Origin of the sequence: Ensifer sp. R-19, assembly GCF_049905105.1 — a bacterium.
Lineage (GTDB): Bacteria > Pseudomonadota > Alphaproteobacteria > Rhizobiales > Rhizobiaceae > Ensifer.
Window position 1 is genome coordinate 2,063,161 of record NZ_CP184570.1, and the last position, 16,107, is coordinate 2,079,267.

The following is a 16,107-nucleotide window of genomic DNA, read 5'->3' on the forward strand; positions in this document are numbered from 1 at the left end:
AAATCTGCGTCAATAGGTTCGAGGTGCCCGAAGCCGGGGTGAGATCGCCGTGTGGATAACAAGGAGTAAACGGCGGGAGGCGGCGAAACCTGTGGGTGAAGAACTTCTCGGCTTTGAGCCCCGCGCTCGCTCCGTTGCGATCACTTGCGAAGGGGCTTCGGCACGCCGCTTTTAGAAACGCCACGCCGGATCTCTCCCGAATTCGGTCCGCGGGCTGGGAAGGTGGCAGATCACGATAACTGCGCTGTGTCTTGCCTCTGCGCTCCGTCAATCGCAGAGCGACATGCTTATGTCTTTGTTTTCTCCGGGCTGGGCTCGAGGCGAAGCCCTTGCCATTTGCGGCGCGTCGCCGCAATCCCGCTCCGGCGAGGGCGGTGACCTGCGCGGATCGTCGTCCTTCGGCCAATGCCAAGGATCGGCACCATCGCCGACGCGCGCCCGGATGGTCTCCTGATCTCGCGTCAGCCCGATATCCTTCAGCTGGAATTCGCTGAACGTATCGATGGCGATGATTGGGTTGAGTGCGTTGCCGGCCCAGTTCAGGGCATGAAGGATCGTTGATCGCACTGCGCTAAGCATTGCTATCCTCTTTGTTTTTGCTGTTGTGTTCACGAAAAAAGTGAGGATTTTTGCTGCTTCGCGCAAAGCGATTTCTCGCATGCTGGCATAAAGAATGCTTATCTCAGGGCCATGAGCAAGATTCCTCCCATGAGTGCCGTGCGCGCCTTCGAAGCGGCCGCCAGACATCTGAGCTTCACCCGCGCCGCCGACGAGCTCGGCATGACGCAGGCGGCGGTCAGCTACCAGATCCGGCTGTTGGAGGAGCGCATCGGCACGCCGCTCTTCGTTCGTCTTCCGCGCGAGGTTCGGCTGACGGCGGCCGGGCGGCAGCTGGCGCCGAAGGTGACGGAAGCGATCGACCTTCTCGGGGCGGCCTTCTCGGAGATTGCCGACAAGACCGAACACCACCTGCACATTTCCGTGCTGCCGACCGTCGTGTCGAGCTGGCTCGGCCAGCGGCTCGCCTCGTTCCAGACGGCCCATCCGAACATCAGCATCCGGGTGCACATGTCGACCGAGCTGATCGACTTCAAGCGTGACGCCATCGATCTCGTGGTGCGCAGCGGCAACGGCGACTGGCCCGGCAACGACGTGTTCCCGCTTTTCCCTATCGATTACATGCCGGTCTGCACGCCGTCTTTCATGGAGAAGCACCAGCTCAGGCATCCCTCGGACGTCCTGCGTGTACGGCGCTTCGGCAACGCCAGCTGGTGGCGGCGATGGATGATCGAAACCGGGGTGGAGCCACCGGCGAGCAACGGTACCGAACTGATCTTCGACGTCCAGGCGATGGACGTCACGACGACTTTGAACGACCATGGCATCGCGATTGCCGTTTCAACCTTCCTGATGGACGAACTGAAGAGCGGCAGGCTCATCCGGCCCTTCGACCATGTGGTAAGAGATGGTCGCGCCTATTGGCTGGTCTATCCGCAGAGCAGCAGGCGGCAGAAAAAGATCCAGGCTTTTCGCGATTGGATTATTGCCGAGGCCGACGCATCGAATGCGCTGCTGGCGACAGTCGTGGGCGATTCCAGGTCGGCATCACCTCAAGCCGGGGTTGGAGCGAGCGCGCTCATGAAACCTGAATAGGGCTTGCTGAGCGGCGACGCATAGGCCCCGCGCTTGCTGGTCATAAGTCCCTGTGACACGAGTGCTTCCGCCTGCTTGACCGCGGCCGAAACGCCGTCGATGACAGGGACGTCATAGTCCGCTTGGAGCGCCCGGGCGAGATCGGCCATGCCGGCGCAGCCGAGCACGATCGCTTCTGCGCCATCCTGATTGAGCGCCAGCTCGATCTCGCGCCGGAGTTTGGCGAGCGCGTCTGATGCCTTGTCCTCCAGTTCGAGCACCGGGATGTTGGCGGCGCGGACCCTTGCCCGGTCGCCCATGCCGTAATGCCGGACGAGATTCTCGATCAGCACCCGTGACCGTTCGAGCGTGGTGACCACGGTGAAACGTTGCGCCAGCATGGCAGCGGTCGCGACGGCGGATTCGCAGAGCCCCACCACCGGTATGCGGGCGAGCGCACGGGCCGCCTCGAGGCCGGTGTCGTCGAAGCAGGCGATGACCGCGGCATCGGCGCCTGCGGCCTCGCCGTCGCGGATTTCGGCGAGCAGGCCCGGCAGGGCGACGGCGCCGTCATAATGCCCCTCGATCGAGGCCGGTCCCGATCTGGAGGTGCGCGCGAGAATTTCCGTGGCAGGGTTGGCGACAGTCCGAGCGGCCGCGGCTGCCTTGGCCGTCATCGACGCGGTGGTGTTGGGATTGATGATCAGGATGCGCATCTAGCCTAGCTCAGCTTTGCCTGGCGGCGTCGCAAGGTCAGAATGACTGCGAGCGCGACGAGGATGATGGTGAAGGAGAAGAGGGTGGTGACCGTGCCGAGCGCATAGAGCACCGGCGTCGTCACATTCGTAGTCATGCCGTAGATCTCGAGTGGCAGAGTGTTGTAGCTGCCCGAAGTCATCAGCGTGCGGGCGAATTCGTCGTAGGAGAGCGTGAAGCCGAAGAGGCCGACGCCGATCAGGCTTGGCGCGATCATCGGCAGGAGAACGTGCTGGAAGGTCTGCCAGGACGTCGCCCCGAGATCGCGCGCCGCTTCTTCGTAGGCCGGTGAGAACCGGTTGAAGACCGCAAACATGATGAGCACGCCGAAAGGCAGTGTCCAGGTGAGATGCGCGCCGAAGCCGGAGGAGTACCAGGCGGGCTTCAGGCCGAACTGCTGGAAGACGACGCCGATGCCGAGCGAGATGATGATCGACGGCACGACGAGACTTGCGACGGTGAGATAGAAGAGCGCGGTTGCGCCGCGGAAGCGTCGGCGGAAGGCAAGGCCTGCAAGCAGGGCGACCACGACGTTGACCGTCATTACCATCAGGCCGAGCGTAAAGGAGCGCCGGAATGAGGCGCCGAAGTCCCCGACCGCCTGCCGTTCGAAAAGGTTGTAGAACCAGTGCAGCGATAGGCCGTTCAGCGGAAAGGTCAGGCCGCCGTCCGGTCCCTGGAAGGACAGGATCAGCACGGCCGACAGCGGGCCGTAGAGAAACAGCACGAACAGCGTGAAGAAGATTGCGAGCAGGTAGAATTCCTTGCCGCGTCTCTCGTGGTTCATGTCAAAGCTCCTTGCGGATGTCGACGACGCGCAGGATCGCGGCGACCATAAAGAGCACGACGATCAGAAGCACCACGGCATTGGCGGCCGCTGCCGGATATTGCAGCAGAGACATCTGGTTTTTCATCATCAGCGCGACGGAGGCGCTCTGGCCGCCGGACATGACCTGCACCGTTGAGAAATCTGCCATGACGAGCGTGACGACGAAGATCGAGCCGATCGCGATGCCCGGCTTGGCGAGCGGCAGGATGACGTTCCAGAGGATCTGGCCGCCGGAAGCGCCGCAGTCGCGCGCCGCCTCGATCAGCGAGCGATCGATCCGCATCAGCGTATTGAAGATCGGCGTGACCATGAACAGCGTGTTGAGATGCACCATGGCAAGCACCACGGCAAAGTCGGAGTAGAGCAGCCACTCGATCGGCTGTGGGATCAGGCCAAGCTCGATCAGGGTCGAATTGACAAGGCCGTTGCGGCCGAGCACCGGGATCCAGGAAATCATGCGGATGATGTTCGAGGTCAGGAACGGCACGGTGCAGACGAGGAACAGCACCATCTGCATGGTTGTTGTGCGGACATGGAAGGCGAGGAAATAGGCGACCCAGAAGCCGATTAAGAGCGTCAGCGCCCAGACGAGGACGGTGAATTTCAGCGTGTTGAGATAGGTCTTCCAGGTGACCCACGAGCCGAGCGTATCGGCGTAGTTCATCGTCAGGAAGTCCGGATAGAGACCGGCGAAGTCATAGTCCCAGAAGCTGACGACGATGATGGTCAGGATCGGCAGCACGAAGAAGAATCCGAGGATCAAAAGGAGAGGGGTTGCCTGGAGATGGGAGGCCAGCGCGCGCGGAGCGCCCCGGCGACGTGATGCCTTCTCTGTCCTGATTTCCCCTGGCTGGGACGTCGCAAGTGTCGCCATCGTCGTTCCTCTCTGGATTTCTGCGATCGGGGTCCGCCCCTCATCCGCCTGCCGGCACCTTCTCGTCGCTTGCGGGAGAAGGGAGATGCGTCGCCGTCCCGCTCATTCTTGATCGCCTATGTGCACGCTCGGCCGGCCGATGTGGCACGTCCCCTCTCCCCGCCTGCGGGGAGAAGGTTAGGGTGAGGGGGCGCTTCCGCGCCGGCGATTACGCCGCGATGAACTCGTTCCAGCGCTTGATCATGTAACGGTCCTCGTCCATCACAGAGTTCCAGCAGGCGACCTTGCCCATGCGTTCCTCGAACGAGCCGCCGTCGCGCACCGCACCCGCTTTCTCCATGATCTTGCCCTCCGGCGAAAGGATGTCGCCTTGGGCGGGCTTGCCTTCCACCCAGAAACCCCACTCGTCCTCGGACATGAAGCCCTTGGCGGTCTCCATCGCGGCGGAGTAGTAGCCCTGACGGTTGAGGTAGGCGCCGACCCAGCCGGAGAGGTACCAGTTGATGTACTCATAAGCCGCGTCGAGCTGTGCGCCCTGGAGATGGGCGGCAAGCCCGAGGCCGCCGCCCCAGGCGCGATAACCTTCTTTCAGCGGCTGGTACTTGCAGGCGATGCCCTTGGAACGGACGGCGGCGACGGCCGGCGACCACATGGACTGGATGACGACTTCGCCCGAAGCCATCAGGTTGACGCTCTCGTCGAAGGACTTCCAGAAGGCACGGAACTGGCCGTCCTGCTTGGCCTTGATCAGGAAGTCGATCGTCTTGTCGATCTCGTCCGTGGTCATGTTGCCCTTGTCGGCATATTTGATGTTGCCGAGCGCCTCCATGATCATCGCGGCGTCCATGATGCCGATCGAAGGAATGTTGAGGATCGCGGTCTTACCCTTGAACGCCGGGTCCATGATGTCGGCCCAGGTCGAGATCTCGCGCCCGACGAGATCGGGGCGAATGCCGAGCGTGTCGGCGTTGTAGATCGTCGGGATCAGCGTCATCCAGTCGGTCGGCGACTTGGCGAAGGTCTTGGAATCTTGCGCCTCGACGAAGCCGACGGTGTGCGGTGCGGTCCCCTGGGCGACCACGCTTTCGGGTTTCAGCTTGCCGTCGATGAACAGCGGCACGATCTTGTCGAAGTACTTGATCTTTTTCACGTCCATCGGCTGCATCACGCCGGCTGGGAAGACCTTCTTGGCAATCCAGTATTCGATGTCGGCGATGTCGTAGGAATCGGGCTGGGTCACCGCACGCTGGGCGGCGGCGTCGGAATCGGTCGCCGTCATTTCCAAGGTGATGCCGAGGTCCTGTTTGCACTTCTCTGCAATCGCATTGATGTTGGAAACGCCGGTGCCGAACTGGCGAAGCGTGATCGGGTTCTGGGCCCAAATGGTCGGGAAGCCGGTAATGGCACCCGATCCGGCGATGGCGCCGACGGCGGCAGCGCCGGTCTTCAACAACGATCGGCGTGTCAGGCCGGCGCCAGGCTTTTCGGTTTTAGTTTCAGTCGTCATGTGCAGTTCCCCTTCTTGTGATGGTTGATTAGCTCATGCGGAAAGGCGGCCGAGGGGGACGACGTCCTCCAGGGTCCAGCTCAGGGACACCGCGTCACCGACCGCGACAGGCTTCCTGAAATAGTCAGCGTCGCTGACGATCAGCGTGAAGTCGTCGCTGCCGGCACCGATGGCGGTGAGCTTCACCGAGGCGCCGCGGTACTCGATGTTGGAAACCACCGCCTGGAAACCGAGGCCCTTCTCGCCCGGCGGGTCGAGCCGCACGCGATCGGTGCGGATGCCGATGTCGATGGGCCGGCCGACCTCCTGGGCGATGTCGCGCACCGCGAAGGTCTGGCCTTCGGCGGTCTCCATTTCGACGACATCGCCGCTGATCGCGCGGACTTTTCCGGAGAGAACGTTGTGGTCGCCCATGAACCGCGCGACGAAGGCAGTGGCCGGGTGCTCGAACACCGTACGAGGTGCGGCCGCCTGCTCGATCCGGCCGCTGTTCATGACGACAATAAGATCGGCGAGCGCCATCGCCTCTTCCTGGCTATGGGTGACATGCACGAAGGTGATGCCGAGCGTCTTCTGCAGCTTCTTCAATTCCGCCCGCATGCGGATCTTCAGGAACGGGTCGAGCGCCGACAGCGGTTCGTCGAGCAGCAGCGCTTCCGGCTCGGTGATGAGCGCACGGGCGAGTGCCACGCGCTGCTGCTGGCCGCCGGAAAGCTGGGCCGGGCGCCTGGAAGCATAGGCCTCCATCTGCATCAACTTCAGCATCTCGAGTGCCTTGGCGCGGCGCGCGTCGCGTTCTACGCCCTTCATCTTCAGGCTGAAGGCAACGTTGTCGACGAGGTCGAGGTGCGGGAACAACGCATAGGACTGGAACATCATCGCTGTGCTGCGCCTGGCCGGCGGAAAATCGGTGACGACGACGTTGCCGAGCCGCAGGTCGCCTGAGGAGATGCTCTCGTGGCCGGCGATCATGCGCAGCGTCGAGGTCTTGCCGCAGCCCGAAGGGCCGAGGAAGCAGCAATAACTGCCCGCGGGGATCTTCAGGCTGATCGAGTGCACGGCGGTGGTCGCACCGTACATCTTGGAAACGGATACGATATCGATCTCTGCGGCTTTCGACATGAGCGTTCTCCTTGCACCAGAGAAGAAGCATCAATCGTGCCAATTTCGTTCGCCGAGCCTAAGGCTATGTTTTCGCGCGAGAATGGCCGTTTCGGTTGCCGGCTGCAGTCGTTATCGGTTTAGGGCGACTGCTCACGAATTGAGCTTTTCGTCGTCAATATGCGCAAATTATTGTATACAATAGTATGAAATTTTGAGCACACCCACCGCAACGCTTCCATCGGGACGCGCAAGGGTGAACTTCGCGACCGGTTGGCTTTCCTGAAGGTGACGCTTTCATGGAGAAACTGAAAATCAGCTGAGAACGACTGTTACCAAACTGACATGGCAAGCCCCTAAAGACTGCGGCCAACCGCATCGGAGGGGAGAGAAATCCATCCGATGAGGCACGCCTTGAAGCCATCGTCGGAGGCCCGTTCCCATGAAGATCGTCCAGATCAGCGACACCCATCTCAGCCCCTCCAAGAGCCATTTCAACAACAATTGGGAGCCGGTTCGCGCCTGGATCGAGGAAATGGCGCCTGATCTCGTCATCCACACCGGCGACCTCACGATCGACGGCGCCGACCGTGAAGACGACATCACCTTTTCGCTGGGCCTGATCAACCGGCTCTCGATGCCGGTGCTCGTCGTTCCCGGCAATCATGACGTCGGCCATCTGCCGGGCTCGCACCAACCGGTCGACCCGGAGCGTCTTGCCCGCTGGCGCGGACTCGCCGGCCCGGACTACTGGGTCTCCGATCACGGTGATTGGCGACTGGTCGGCTTCAACAGCCTTCTTGTGGGCTTCGAGGACGAGGAAGAGGAGAAGCAATTCGCCTGGCTGGAAGAGCAGTTGCGAGACCGCGACGGGCGCAAGGTGGCGGTCTTTGCCCACAAGCCGCTCTTCGTCGATGGACCGCAGGAAGGCGACACCGGCTACTGGGGCATCCGCCCCCGCCAGCGCCGGCGTCTGTTTGATCTCTTCGCCGCGTCCGGCGTGGCGTTGCATGCAAGCGGCCATCTGCATTGGGCCTGGACGGGGGAACACGCCGGAATGTCGCTCGTCTGGGCGCCGCCGACCTCCTTCATCATCGACACCCTGGAGCGGCCGATGCCGGGCGAACGGCTGGTCGGTGCCGTCGTGCACACGTTCAGCGAAGCCGGCGTCGTGAGCGAGATCGTTGCCGTTCCGGGGCTTGTCAGCCACGTGCTCGATCCGATCGTCGAGGAGGTCTATCCGCTCGCCGCCAAGAAGAAGCTTAAGGTGGAGGCGGCGCAATGAGCGTGCTTTCGCTTGATGGCATCACCAAATCCTATGGCGGCAACGCCATCCTGAAAGGCGTCAGCCTGGAGGCCGAAGTGGGCGAATTCATCGCGCTTGTCGGTCCTTCCGGCTGCGGCAAGAGCACGCTTCTTCGAATCGTGGCCGGGCTTGATCACGGCGATACCGGCGAGATCGTCATCGGTGGCCGCAGCGTCGTGCGCAAGGCTGCGGCCGATCGCAATGTCGCGATGGTGTTTCAGTCCTATGCCCTCTATCCGCACCTGACCGCCGGAGAAAATATCGCTGTGCCGCTCGCCATGCGGCGCTTGACGGCGGCGCAGCGTCTGCCGTTCGTTGGCAATGTCCTGCCGGGGCAGAAACAGATCCGCACCGATATCCAGCGTCAGGTCAAGGAAATGGCTCTGGCGTTGAAGATCGACCACCTGCTTGACCGCAAACCGGGCCAGATGTCGGGCGGCCAGCGCCAGCGCGTGGCGCTCGCCCGCGCCATGGTGCGGCGTCCGGCCGTCTTCCTGATGGACGAGCCGCTCTCCAATCTCGATGCCAACCTGCGCGTCCATGCCCGCGGCGAGATCGTCGATCTCCACCGCCGCGCCGGCGTGCCGACGCTCTATGTCACCCACGACCAGTCGGAAGCGCTGTCGATGGCCGATCGGGTCGCCGTCATGATCGGCGGCAATCTGCTGCAATTGGCGAACCCGAAGGAGATCTACGACAACCCCTCCCATGTCGAAGTCGCGCGCTTCCTCGGCCAGCCGAAGATCAACGTGGTGGAAACCCGCACTGATGCCGCCGGCATCGTCCGCTTCGGTGATCTGGTGCTGATGGCGAACCGGGGGCAGGCACCTGACGCGCCGGTGAAGCTTGCAGTCCGCCCGGAATTCGTTCGCTTTAGTCCGCAAGGTGCCGGCCGGCTGAGCGCGCGGGTCGAGCGGATGGAATTCCTCGGCTCGGAAGTGATCGTCCATGCCCGCCTCGATGCGATCGGCGAGGTGATGACCTCCAAGTCGGCGCCTGCCGAGGCCGCATCGCTTGCGATCGGCCAGCCTGTCGACGTCGAGATCATGCCCGAACGCGCAATGCTCTTCGATCACGAAGGTGCGCGGCTTCCGGCCGAACCGCTTGCTGTTGCGGCGACGCGGGAGAAGATTCATGGCTAGCGTCGCGGCCTTCGAAACCGCACTCGCCGAGCCCGCGACGCGCGAGGCTCGCATCGCCTGGCTGCTCGCGCTTCCGGCGATCCTCCTCCTCTTTCTCTTCATCCTGCTGCCGACGCTTGCGGTGATCGTGCTCGGTTTTACCGATTTCGAGCTCGGCTACGGCAGCTTTCGTTTTGTCGGCTTCGAGAATTACGCCGAACTCTTCGGCGACCGCACCTTCCGCCGGTCGCTCTGGAACACCGCGGTCTACACGGCGATCGTCACGCCGGTCTCGATCGTTCTGGCGCTTGCGATCGCCATGCTGATCGAAGCGGAAACCAAGGGCCGGGCTTTCTTCCGCACGGTCTATTTTCTGCCGGTCGCCTCGCTGCTCGTCGCCATGGCGACCGTTTGGCAGTTCCTCTTCCATCCGACCATCGGCCCGATCAACACCTTCCTTGCCCTCTTCGGCATTGCCGGCCCCAACTGGCTCGGCGCCTCCGGCACGGTGCTCTACGGCCTCTCGATCATCGGCGTCTGGCAGTCGGTCGGCTTCAACATGGTGCTGTTCCTCGCAGGTCTCACCGCCATCCCGCGGGAGCTCTATTCAGCGGCCGAAGTCGACGGTGCGAGATCCTGGTTCGACCGCTTTCGCCTGGTGACCTGGCCAATGCTTGGGCCGACGACGCTGTTTGTCACCACCATCAGTATCATCAATTCGGTGAAGGTCTTCGAGACGGTGAAGACGCTGACCGAGGGCGGGCCAAACAAGGCATCGGAAGTGCTGCTCTTCACCATCTACCAGGAGGGCTTCGTCTACCTGCGCGTCGGCTACGCCTCGGCGATGACCGTCGTCTTCCTCTTGATCCTCGTCGTCCTGATGTTCCTGCAGTACCGCGTGCTCGACCGGAAGGTGCACTACGCATGATCACGAACGCTCTTTCCGTCGCCCGTATCGTCCGCCTCGCGGTCCTGTCGCTTGGCGCGCTGCTCTTCCTCGCGCCCTACATCTTCATGGTCTCGACCGCGGGCAAGGCGCAAAGCGAGATCTTCTCCTCGTCGCTGTCGCTGATCCCGGAGCAGTGGTCCTACATCGAGAACTTCTCCAAGGCTCTGTCGCGCGTCTCGATGACGACCCTGCTTTTCAACGGCGTTGTCGTCTGCGCACTGATCTTCGTCATCCAGATCGTCGTCGCCATTCCGTGCGCCTATGCCATGGCGAAGCTGAAGTTTCGCGCGGCCCGCGCCATGATGGTGCTGGTCATGCTCGGACTGCTGGTACCGATCCATGCGACGGCGCTGCCGATCTATGTCGCTTTCGACAAGCTGTCGGTGCTGAACAGCTACGCAGCACTTGTGGCGCCGTTCTCGATCTCGGTCTTTGCGATCTTCCTGTTCCTGCAGTTCTTCCGCGCCATGCCCGACGACCTGATCCACGCAGCAAGGCTCGACGGCATGTCGGAGGCGGGCATCGTCGCACGGGTCATCGTGCCGAACGCCTGGCCAGCGATCACCGCCTTTGCGATCTTCTCGGTGGTCGCCCACTGGAACGACCTCTTCTGGCCGCTGATCGTCGTCACCAACCAGGACTACGCGACTCCGCCGCTCGGCCTTCTCTTTTTCCGCGCGGCTGAAGCCGGCGACGACTACGGCGCGCTGATGGCGGCGACCCTCATCATTACCCTTCCCCTCGTTTCTGCATTTCTGCTGGCGCAGAAGCGCTTCGTCGAGGGCATCACCATGACCGGTCTCAAAGGCTGAACGGTCCAACCTGGAGCGCACCCCATGAAACATCTGAGACAGCTTTTCACCGCGGCTGCCGCATCGCTGATGCTCGCAGCCCCTGCCTACGCCGAGACCCAGCTTACGGTCCACTATCCGATGCCCGGGTTCTTCAAGGACGTGATGGACACGATCTCGAAGAAGTTCATGGAAGAAAACCCCGACATCAAGATCACCTTCGCCAACCCGTCGGCCACCTATGAGGAAGGCATCCAGACGATCATGCGTCAGGCAGGCACGGCCGAGATGCCCGATCTGACCTTCATCGGCCTCAACCGCCTGCGCATGGTCAACGAGCGCGACATCCCCGTCGATCTCGGCCCGTTCATTGCCAAGGACGGCAATATGGCCGAGCAGGGCTTTTCAGAAAACATCCTGAAGCTCGCCCAGGTGGGCGGCAAGCAGGTGGGCCTTGCCTTCGCCACCTCCAACCCGATCATGTACTACAATGCCGATCTGGTGCGCAAAGCCGGCGGTGACCCGGACAGCCCGCCGAAGACCTGGGACGAGGTCATCGCGCTCGGGGCAAAGATCAAGGCGCTCGGCGACGGCAACGAGGGCATCGACTTCCGCTGGCAGGGCGACGACTGGATGTTCTCCGCACTGCTCTTCGGCGCCGGCGGCGACATGCTGAGTGCAGACGAGAGCAAGGTTGCCTTCAACGGGCCGGAGGGCCAGAAGGCCGTCGACGTGCTCGACCGCATGGTCAAGGAAGGTGGGCTGCCGGTTCTGACCAAGCAGGCTGGCGAGCAGGCCTTCGTTGCCGGCAAGATCGGCTTTGCGTTCCAGACGACCGGGGCGCTGCGCAACACGATCAAGAATGTTGGCGGCAAGTTCGACCTGCGCACCGCGCACATTCCGCTGATCGATCCGGTAAACGGCAAGCTGCCGACCGGCGGCAATGCCGTCGTCATCCTGACGCGCGATGCCGAAAAGCAGGAAGCGGCCTGGAAATTCGCGAAGTTCGCCGCCGGCCCCTATGGCGCCTCGGTCGTCGTTCCCGGTACCGGCTACGTGCCGAACAACGAGCTCGCCGCCAAGTCGCCGGAGTATCTCGCCAACTTCTACAAGGAAAACCCGTTGTTCCGCGCCGGTCTCGAGCAGATGCCGCTGATGCGCCCCTGGTATGCCTTCCCCGGCAGCAACGGCGTGAAGGTCACGCAGACGATCGTCGAGAACCTGTCGCGCATCGTTGAGCAGTCGACGACGCCGAAGGAAGCGCTGGACGAGGCTGCAGCCGAAGTCGAAAGCCTGCTGCCGCGTAGCTGATACTATTTCCTTGATGATTGTCGCCGCCCCGGAGGAAATTCCGCGGGCGGCGTTCCTGTGTCGCTCAGACGAGGTGGCGAACGGTCCCGCCCGCGTAGAGGCGGCAGTCGAGGTTGAGATGGCGGCAGCCGGAGGCGTTCTCGGCCATGTCGAGCAATAGCGCCGCCGCCGCAAGCCCCATGTCTCCGTCGGGCATCGCTATCGTGGTGAGTGTTGGGCTCATCAATCGCCCGAGGGCGATGCCGTCGAAGCCGGCGACCGAGACATCATCCGGTACGGAAAGGCCTTCGCGTCGGAGCGCCGCGATTACGCCGAGGGCGAGAAGGTCGTTGGAGGCGATGATCGCCGTCGGGCGGTGATGCGCGAGGACCGCCGCGAGGTCGAGGTTCTCGTAACCGTCGACGAAGGGGATCTCGACAGCCTCCATCGGCTGGACGCCCGCCTCCTGCATGGCGGCGGAATATCCGTCGTAACGCAGGCGCGCCCGGTCGGAGGAGTGGAAATGGCCGGTGACCACGACAATGCGATGATGCCCATGCGCAAGGATATGCCGGGTCAATTCGTAGCCTGCGCGGTAATTGTCGACCGTGACGGCGGCGGCGAAGCGGGCGACGGGCCGGTTGTTGAGAAGCACGGTCGGCGGCAGCGCCGCCGAAAGCGCCTCGCTGGTGCGGGCGTCGCAGAGCGTCAGGATCAGCCCGGTCGGGCGCTGCTCGAGCAGCGAGCGCACGGCGCGCGCCTCGAGTGCGGGATCATAATTCGATTGCGCGATCAGAACGCCATGGCTTGCTACCTGCATGCGGTGCTGGATGCCGGCAAGCGAGGCGGCGAAGACCGGGTTGGTGACGCTCGGCACCAGCACGCCGACGACCGGTTGGCTGCGGCTGGCGGTGCGCCCCGCGGCCGTCGCCGGCCGATAGCCGAGCTCGGCGGCGGCCCGACGCACGCGCCGTACCATCTCGTCGCTGACGGGGCCTTCGCCGTTGAGCACGCGCGAGACGGTCGCCAGCGAGCAGCCGGCATGAAAGGCGATCTGTTGCAGGGTGGCCATCGCTGCCCTCTAGCCGATCCCCGTGACAGCAGATTGAAGGCCACCCCTCGCTGTTTTTTCACATCGCGCATGAATTATTATTCATGCCATGAATTATATTGACAGACGGTGAGTCCGCGGCTTTAATCGCAATCGTCGGAAGTCGAGGAGGAGTTCCGGCGAACTCACATATTCAGCGGCCGCAAACAGGCGGTCCATCGGTTTTTGGGAGGGGCTTCGGCCCCGAGGAGGAACGCGTGCGCAAATTTTTCAGCACGACCGCTCTGGCGGTCATTGCAACGTCATTCTGGGCCGGTTCGGCAAGCGCCGAAACGACAAACCCGTTTCGCTGCCAGCCCGGCGAAAAATACGTCATGAACGTCATGGTATCCGGCGTCGAATACTGGTTCCCGGTCTATGAGATGTTCAAGCAGGCCGGCCAGCAGTTCGGCTGCGAGACCGAATATACCGGCACGCCGGAGTATGACGTCAACAAGCAGATCGCCACCTTCGACCAGGCGCTCGCCCAGAATCCGGCCGGGATACTGGTGCACCCGATGAACTCCGATCCGTTCATCGAGCCGATCAACCGGGCGATCGACCAGGGCACGGCCGTCGTCACCTTCGCCGCGGACTCGCCGCTGTCGAAGCGTGTTTCCTTCATCACCTCGGACAACAGCCGCGAAGGCACCTACGCCGCCGACGCGATCGCCGAGAAGATGGGCGGCAAGGGCGAGTACGCGGTTCTCGAAAACCCCGGCCAGGACAACCACGACAAGCGCATCACCGCCTTCGTCAATCGCATGGCCGAGAAGTGGCCTGACATGAAGCTCGTCGGCCGCGCCGCCTCGAACCAGGATCCGAACAAGGCCTATCAGGGCCTGATGAGCATCATCCAGGCCAATCCGAACCTCGGCGCAGTCTTCATGCCGGAAGCGAACTCTGCCATCGGTGCGGCCCAGGCCAGCAAGGAAAGCGGCGGCAAGGTGCTCGTCATGTGCGCCGACGTCAACGCCAACATCCTCGACATGATCAAGGCCGGCGAAGTCTTCGGCTCCATCAACCCGAACCAGGGCATGCAGGGCTATATGGGCTTCATGCTGCTGTGGATGGCCAAGCACCCGGAACTGATCGACCCGATGAACGACGCCAAGCGCGCCGGCTTCAACCCGATGAGCATCCCCTTCGTCGACAATGGTCTCTCGATCGTCACAGCCGAGAATGCCGACGACTTCTACTGGGACAAGTACCTGAAGCGTCGTGGTACCAAGGGTATCGACGAGTAAGGGCGAAAAATGGCTGCCCGGTCCGCTCCGGGCAGCCAATGATACGGGTGGAGGACGGCATGACAGCACAACCGGTTCTGGAGGTCCGGCGCGTCACCAAGCATTTCGGTGCGGTGAAGGCGTTGACCGAGGTGAATTTCCAGCTGGAGCGGGGAGAAATCCACGCGCTCTGCGGCGAAAACGGCGCCGGCAAATCCACGCTGATGAACATCATTGCCGGTGTGCTGCAGCCGAACGAGGGCGAGATCCTCGTTGACGGAGCACCTGTCAAAATAGGCTCTCCGGCGATCGCCCAGACGCTCGGGATCGGCCTCGTCCACCAGGAGATCGCGCTCTGCCCGGACGCGACGGTGGCAGAAAACATGTTCATGGCCGCCACCAATCGCCGCCGCTCGCCGCTGATGAATTACCGCGCGCTTGAGCGCGAGGCGCAAGGTGTGATGAACCGGCTGGCACCGATCGACGTCCGCCGGAAGGTCGCCGACCTCGGCATTTCCAGCCAGCAACTCGTCGAGATCGCCAAGGCGCTGACGCTCGACTGCCGCGTGCTGATCCTCGACGAACCGACGGCGGCGCTGACGGAAGCGGAAGCCCAGGCGCTGTTCGGCATCGTCCGCGATCTCAAGGCCGCGGGCATTTCGATCATCTATATCAGCCACCGCATGGCGGAGATCTTTTCGCTCTGCGATCGGGTCACCGTGTTTCGTGATGGTCGCCATGTGGTCACCGAGAAGATTGCGGACGTCACGCCTGATGACGTCGTGCGCCGCATGGTCGGCCGCGAGATCAGCCAGCTCTATCCGCCGAAACAGGCGCCGGAAGCGCGCTCGGGCGAACCCATCCTTTCGGTCCGCAACTTGAGCGACGGCGACCGCATCGACAGTGTTTCCTTCGATCTGAAGCGCGGCGAAATCCTCGGCATCGGCGGCCTGATCGGTTCGGGGCGCACCGAAATCGCCGAAGCGATCTGTGGTCTGCGGGCGAAATCGACGGGCGAGGTCGCTCTGCGCGGAAAGCCGCAGCGCATCGCCAATTACCGCGACGCGGTCAACGCCGGCATCGTCTACCTCTCCGAGGATCGCAAGGGCTCAGGCGTCTTCATCGACCTGTCGATCGCCCAGAATATCTCGGTCCTCGATCTGAAAACGCTGACTGGCCCGCTCGGATTGTTGAATTCCAGGGCCGAGGCCGATCTGGCGCGTGAGTTCGTCCGCCGCCTTGGCGTGCGCATGGGCGGCATCGACATGCCGGTCTCGTCGCTTTCGGGCGGTAACCAGCAGAAGGTGGCGATCGCCAAGCAGCTGGCCGTCCGCCCCCAGGTGATCCTGATGGACGAGCCGACGCGGGGCATCGACGTCGGCGCGAAATCCGAGATCCACCGGTTGCTGCGCGAGCTTGCGGAAACCGGCATCGGCATCGTCGTGATCTCGTCGGAACTGCCGGAGCTGCTCGGGCTCTGTGACCGGGTGCTGGTCATCCGCGAGGGCACGATTGCTGGCGCACTCGATGACACTGAAATGAGCGAGGAGGCGGTGATCCGCCTGGCGTCCGGCGTGACGCCGACGGATCGGATCGCGGCAGGCAGGGCAGCAAATGTCGCCTGAAAGAACGGAA

15 protein-coding genes are annotated in these 16,107 nt (G+C 62.9%); 8 read left to right on the forward strand and 7 right to left on the reverse strand.

What is annotated here, in order from left to right; translation table 11 throughout:
• Nucleotides 1-267 precede the first annotated feature (267 nt).
• Nucleotides 268-747 (reverse strand): hypothetical protein, encoded by a 480-nt coding sequence (locus ACN9MO_RS28780; protein WP_162261305.1) that lies wholly within the window; start codon nucleotides 745-747, stop codon nucleotides 268-270.
• Between ACN9MO_RS28780 and ACN9MO_RS28785 the strand changes: the two genes are divergently transcribed.
• The gene (locus tag ACN9MO_RS28785) at nucleotides 709-1,653 is read left to right on the forward strand and encodes a LysR substrate-binding domain-containing protein (RefSeq protein ID WP_057251812.1); all 945 of its coding nucleotides are present in this window, start codon (nucleotides 709-711) and stop codon (nucleotides 1,651-1,653) included. The two genes, ACN9MO_RS28780 and ACN9MO_RS28785, sit on opposite strands and share 39 nt — an antisense overlap.
• Here ACN9MO_RS28785 and ACN9MO_RS28790 read toward each other — a convergent pair.
• The 5 genes from ACN9MO_RS28790 to ACN9MO_RS28810 form a co-directional block, all read right to left on the reverse strand.
• The gene (locus tag ACN9MO_RS28790; protein ID WP_057251811.1) at nucleotides 1,611-2,348 is read right to left on the reverse strand and encodes an aspartate/glutamate racemase family protein; all 738 of its coding nucleotides are present in this window, start codon (nucleotides 2,346-2,348) and stop codon (nucleotides 1,611-1,613) included. The genes ACN9MO_RS28785 and ACN9MO_RS28790 overlap by 43 nt on opposite strands.
• Nucleotides 2,349-2,353: 5 nt before the next feature.
• Nucleotides 2,354-3,175: an ABC transporter permease gene (locus tag ACN9MO_RS28795; RefSeq protein ID WP_057251810.1), complete on the reverse strand. Its 822-nt coding sequence runs from the start codon at nucleotides 3,173-3,175 to the stop codon at nucleotides 2,354-2,356.
• A gap of 1 nt (nucleotide 3,176) precedes the next feature.
• Nucleotides 3,177-4,091, reverse strand: a complete 915-nt coding sequence (locus tag ACN9MO_RS28800; RefSeq protein WP_057251809.1) for an ABC transporter permease — start codon at nucleotides 4,089-4,091, stop codon at nucleotides 3,177-3,179.
• A gap of 208 nt (nucleotides 4,092-4,299) precedes the next feature.
• The gene (locus ACN9MO_RS28805; RefSeq protein ID WP_057251808.1) at nucleotides 4,300-5,598 is read right to left on the reverse strand and encodes an ABC transporter substrate-binding protein; all 1,299 of its coding nucleotides are present in this window, start codon (nucleotides 5,596-5,598) and stop codon (nucleotides 4,300-4,302) included.
• Between the two features lie 33 nt (nucleotides 5,599-5,631).
• Complete coding sequence (locus tag ACN9MO_RS28810; RefSeq protein WP_113132486.1) at nucleotides 5,632-6,720, reverse strand: ABC transporter ATP-binding protein; 1,089 nt, start codon at nucleotides 6,718-6,720, stop codon at nucleotides 5,632-5,634.
• Nucleotides 6,721-7,141: 421 nt separating this feature from the next.
• Between ACN9MO_RS28810 and ACN9MO_RS28815 the strand changes: the two genes are divergently transcribed.
• The 5 genes from ACN9MO_RS28815 to ACN9MO_RS28835 are packed head-to-tail and all read left to right on the forward strand — an operon-like array spanning nucleotide 7,142 to nucleotide 12,177.
• A complete protein-coding gene (locus tag ACN9MO_RS28815) occupies nucleotides 7,142-7,984 on the forward strand; it encodes a metallophosphoesterase family protein (protein WP_057251806.1) in 843 nt (280 codons plus the stop codon).
• Nucleotides 7,981-9,147 carry an ABC transporter ATP-binding protein gene (locus ACN9MO_RS28820; RefSeq protein ID WP_057251805.1) on the forward strand — a complete coding sequence of 389 codons (1,167 nt, stop codon included), beginning with the start codon at nucleotides 7,981-7,983 and terminating at the stop codon, nucleotides 9,145-9,147. Before ACN9MO_RS28815 ends, ACN9MO_RS28820 begins: the two co-directional genes overlap by 4 nt.
• The gene (locus ACN9MO_RS28825; protein ID WP_057251804.1) at nucleotides 9,140-10,054 is read left to right on the forward strand and encodes a carbohydrate ABC transporter permease; all 915 of its coding nucleotides are present in this window, start codon (nucleotides 9,140-9,142) and stop codon (nucleotides 10,052-10,054) included. The genes ACN9MO_RS28820 and ACN9MO_RS28825 overlap by 8 nt, the downstream gene beginning before the upstream one ends.
• The gene (locus ACN9MO_RS28830; RefSeq protein ID WP_057251803.1) at nucleotides 10,051-10,887 is read left to right on the forward strand and encodes a carbohydrate ABC transporter permease; all 837 of its coding nucleotides are present in this window, start codon (nucleotides 10,051-10,053) and stop codon (nucleotides 10,885-10,887) included. Before ACN9MO_RS28825 ends, ACN9MO_RS28830 begins: the two co-directional genes overlap by 4 nt.
• Before the next feature lie 24 nt (nucleotides 10,888-10,911).
• Complete coding sequence (locus ACN9MO_RS28835) at nucleotides 10,912-12,177, forward strand: ABC transporter substrate-binding protein (protein ID WP_058329781.1); 1,266 nt, start codon at nucleotides 10,912-10,914, stop codon at nucleotides 12,175-12,177.
• 64 nt (nucleotides 12,178-12,241) lie between these two features.
• Here ACN9MO_RS28835 and ACN9MO_RS28840 read toward each other — a convergent pair whose 3' ends face one another.
• Nucleotides 12,242-13,228, reverse strand: a complete 987-nt coding sequence (locus ACN9MO_RS28840) for a substrate-binding domain-containing protein (protein ID WP_057251801.1) — start codon at nucleotides 13,226-13,228, stop codon at nucleotides 12,242-12,244.
• A gap of 236 nt (nucleotides 13,229-13,464) precedes the next feature.
• Here ACN9MO_RS28840 and ACN9MO_RS28845 point away from each other — a divergent pair, with 236 nt between their 5' ends.
• Nucleotides 13,465-14,493 carry a substrate-binding domain-containing protein gene (locus ACN9MO_RS28845; RefSeq protein WP_057251800.1) on the forward strand — a complete coding sequence of 343 codons (1,029 nt, stop codon included), beginning with the start codon at nucleotides 13,465-13,467 and terminating at the stop codon, nucleotides 14,491-14,493.
• A gap of 59 nt (nucleotides 14,494-14,552) precedes the next feature.
• A complete protein-coding gene (locus ACN9MO_RS28850; RefSeq protein WP_425987227.1) occupies nucleotides 14,553-16,097 on the forward strand; it encodes a sugar ABC transporter ATP-binding protein in 1,545 nt (514 codons plus the stop codon).
• The last annotated feature ends 10 nt before the right edge of the window (nucleotides 16,098-16,107 follow it).

Bases quoted from the DNA above. Each gene is read 5' to 3' on its own strand.
- ACN9MO_RS28785 (WP_057251812.1), top strand. From the start codon at position 709: ATGAGTGCCGTGCGCGCCTTCGAAGCGGCCGCCAGACATCTGAGCTTC.
- ACN9MO_RS28780 (WP_162261305.1), bottom strand. From the start codon at position 747: ATGTCTGGCGGCCGCTTCGAAGGCGCGCACGGCACTCATGGGAGGAAT.
- ACN9MO_RS28790 (WP_057251811.1), bottom strand. From the start codon at position 2,348: ATGCGCATCCTGATCATCAATCCCAACACCACCGCGTCGATGACGGCC.
- ACN9MO_RS28795 (WP_057251810.1), bottom strand. From the start codon at position 3,175: ATGAACCACGAGAGACGCGGCAAGGAATTCTACCTGCTCGCAATCTTC.
- ACN9MO_RS28800 (WP_057251809.1), bottom strand. From the start codon at position 4,091: ATGGCGACACTTGCGACGTCCCAGCCAGGGGAAATCAGGACAGAGAAG.
- ACN9MO_RS28805 (WP_057251808.1), bottom strand. From the start codon at position 5,598: ATGACGACTGAAACTAAAACCGAAAAGCCTGGCGCCGGCCTGACACGC.
- ACN9MO_RS28810 (WP_113132486.1), bottom strand. From the start codon at position 6,720: ATGTCGAAAGCCGCAGAGATCGATATCGTATCCGTTTCCAAGATGTAC.
- ACN9MO_RS28815 (WP_057251806.1), top strand. From the start codon at position 7,142: ATGAAGATCGTCCAGATCAGCGACACCCATCTCAGCCCCTCCAAGAGC.
- ACN9MO_RS28820 (WP_057251805.1), top strand. From the start codon at position 7,981: ATGAGCGTGCTTTCGCTTGATGGCATCACCAAATCCTATGGCGGCAAC.
- ACN9MO_RS28825 (WP_057251804.1), top strand. From the start codon at position 9,140: ATGGCTAGCGTCGCGGCCTTCGAAACCGCACTCGCCGAGCCCGCGACG.
- ACN9MO_RS28830 (WP_057251803.1), top strand. From the start codon at position 10,051: ATGATCACGAACGCTCTTTCCGTCGCCCGTATCGTCCGCCTCGCGGTC.
- ACN9MO_RS28835 (WP_058329781.1), top strand. From the start codon at position 10,912: ATGAAACATCTGAGACAGCTTTTCACCGCGGCTGCCGCATCGCTGATG.
- ACN9MO_RS28840 (WP_057251801.1), bottom strand. From the start codon at position 13,228: ATGGCCACCCTGCAACAGATCGCCTTTCATGCCGGCTGCTCGCTGGCG.
- ACN9MO_RS28850 (WP_425987227.1), top strand. From the start codon at position 14,553: ATGACAGCACAACCGGTTCTGGAGGTCCGGCGCGTCACCAAGCATTTC.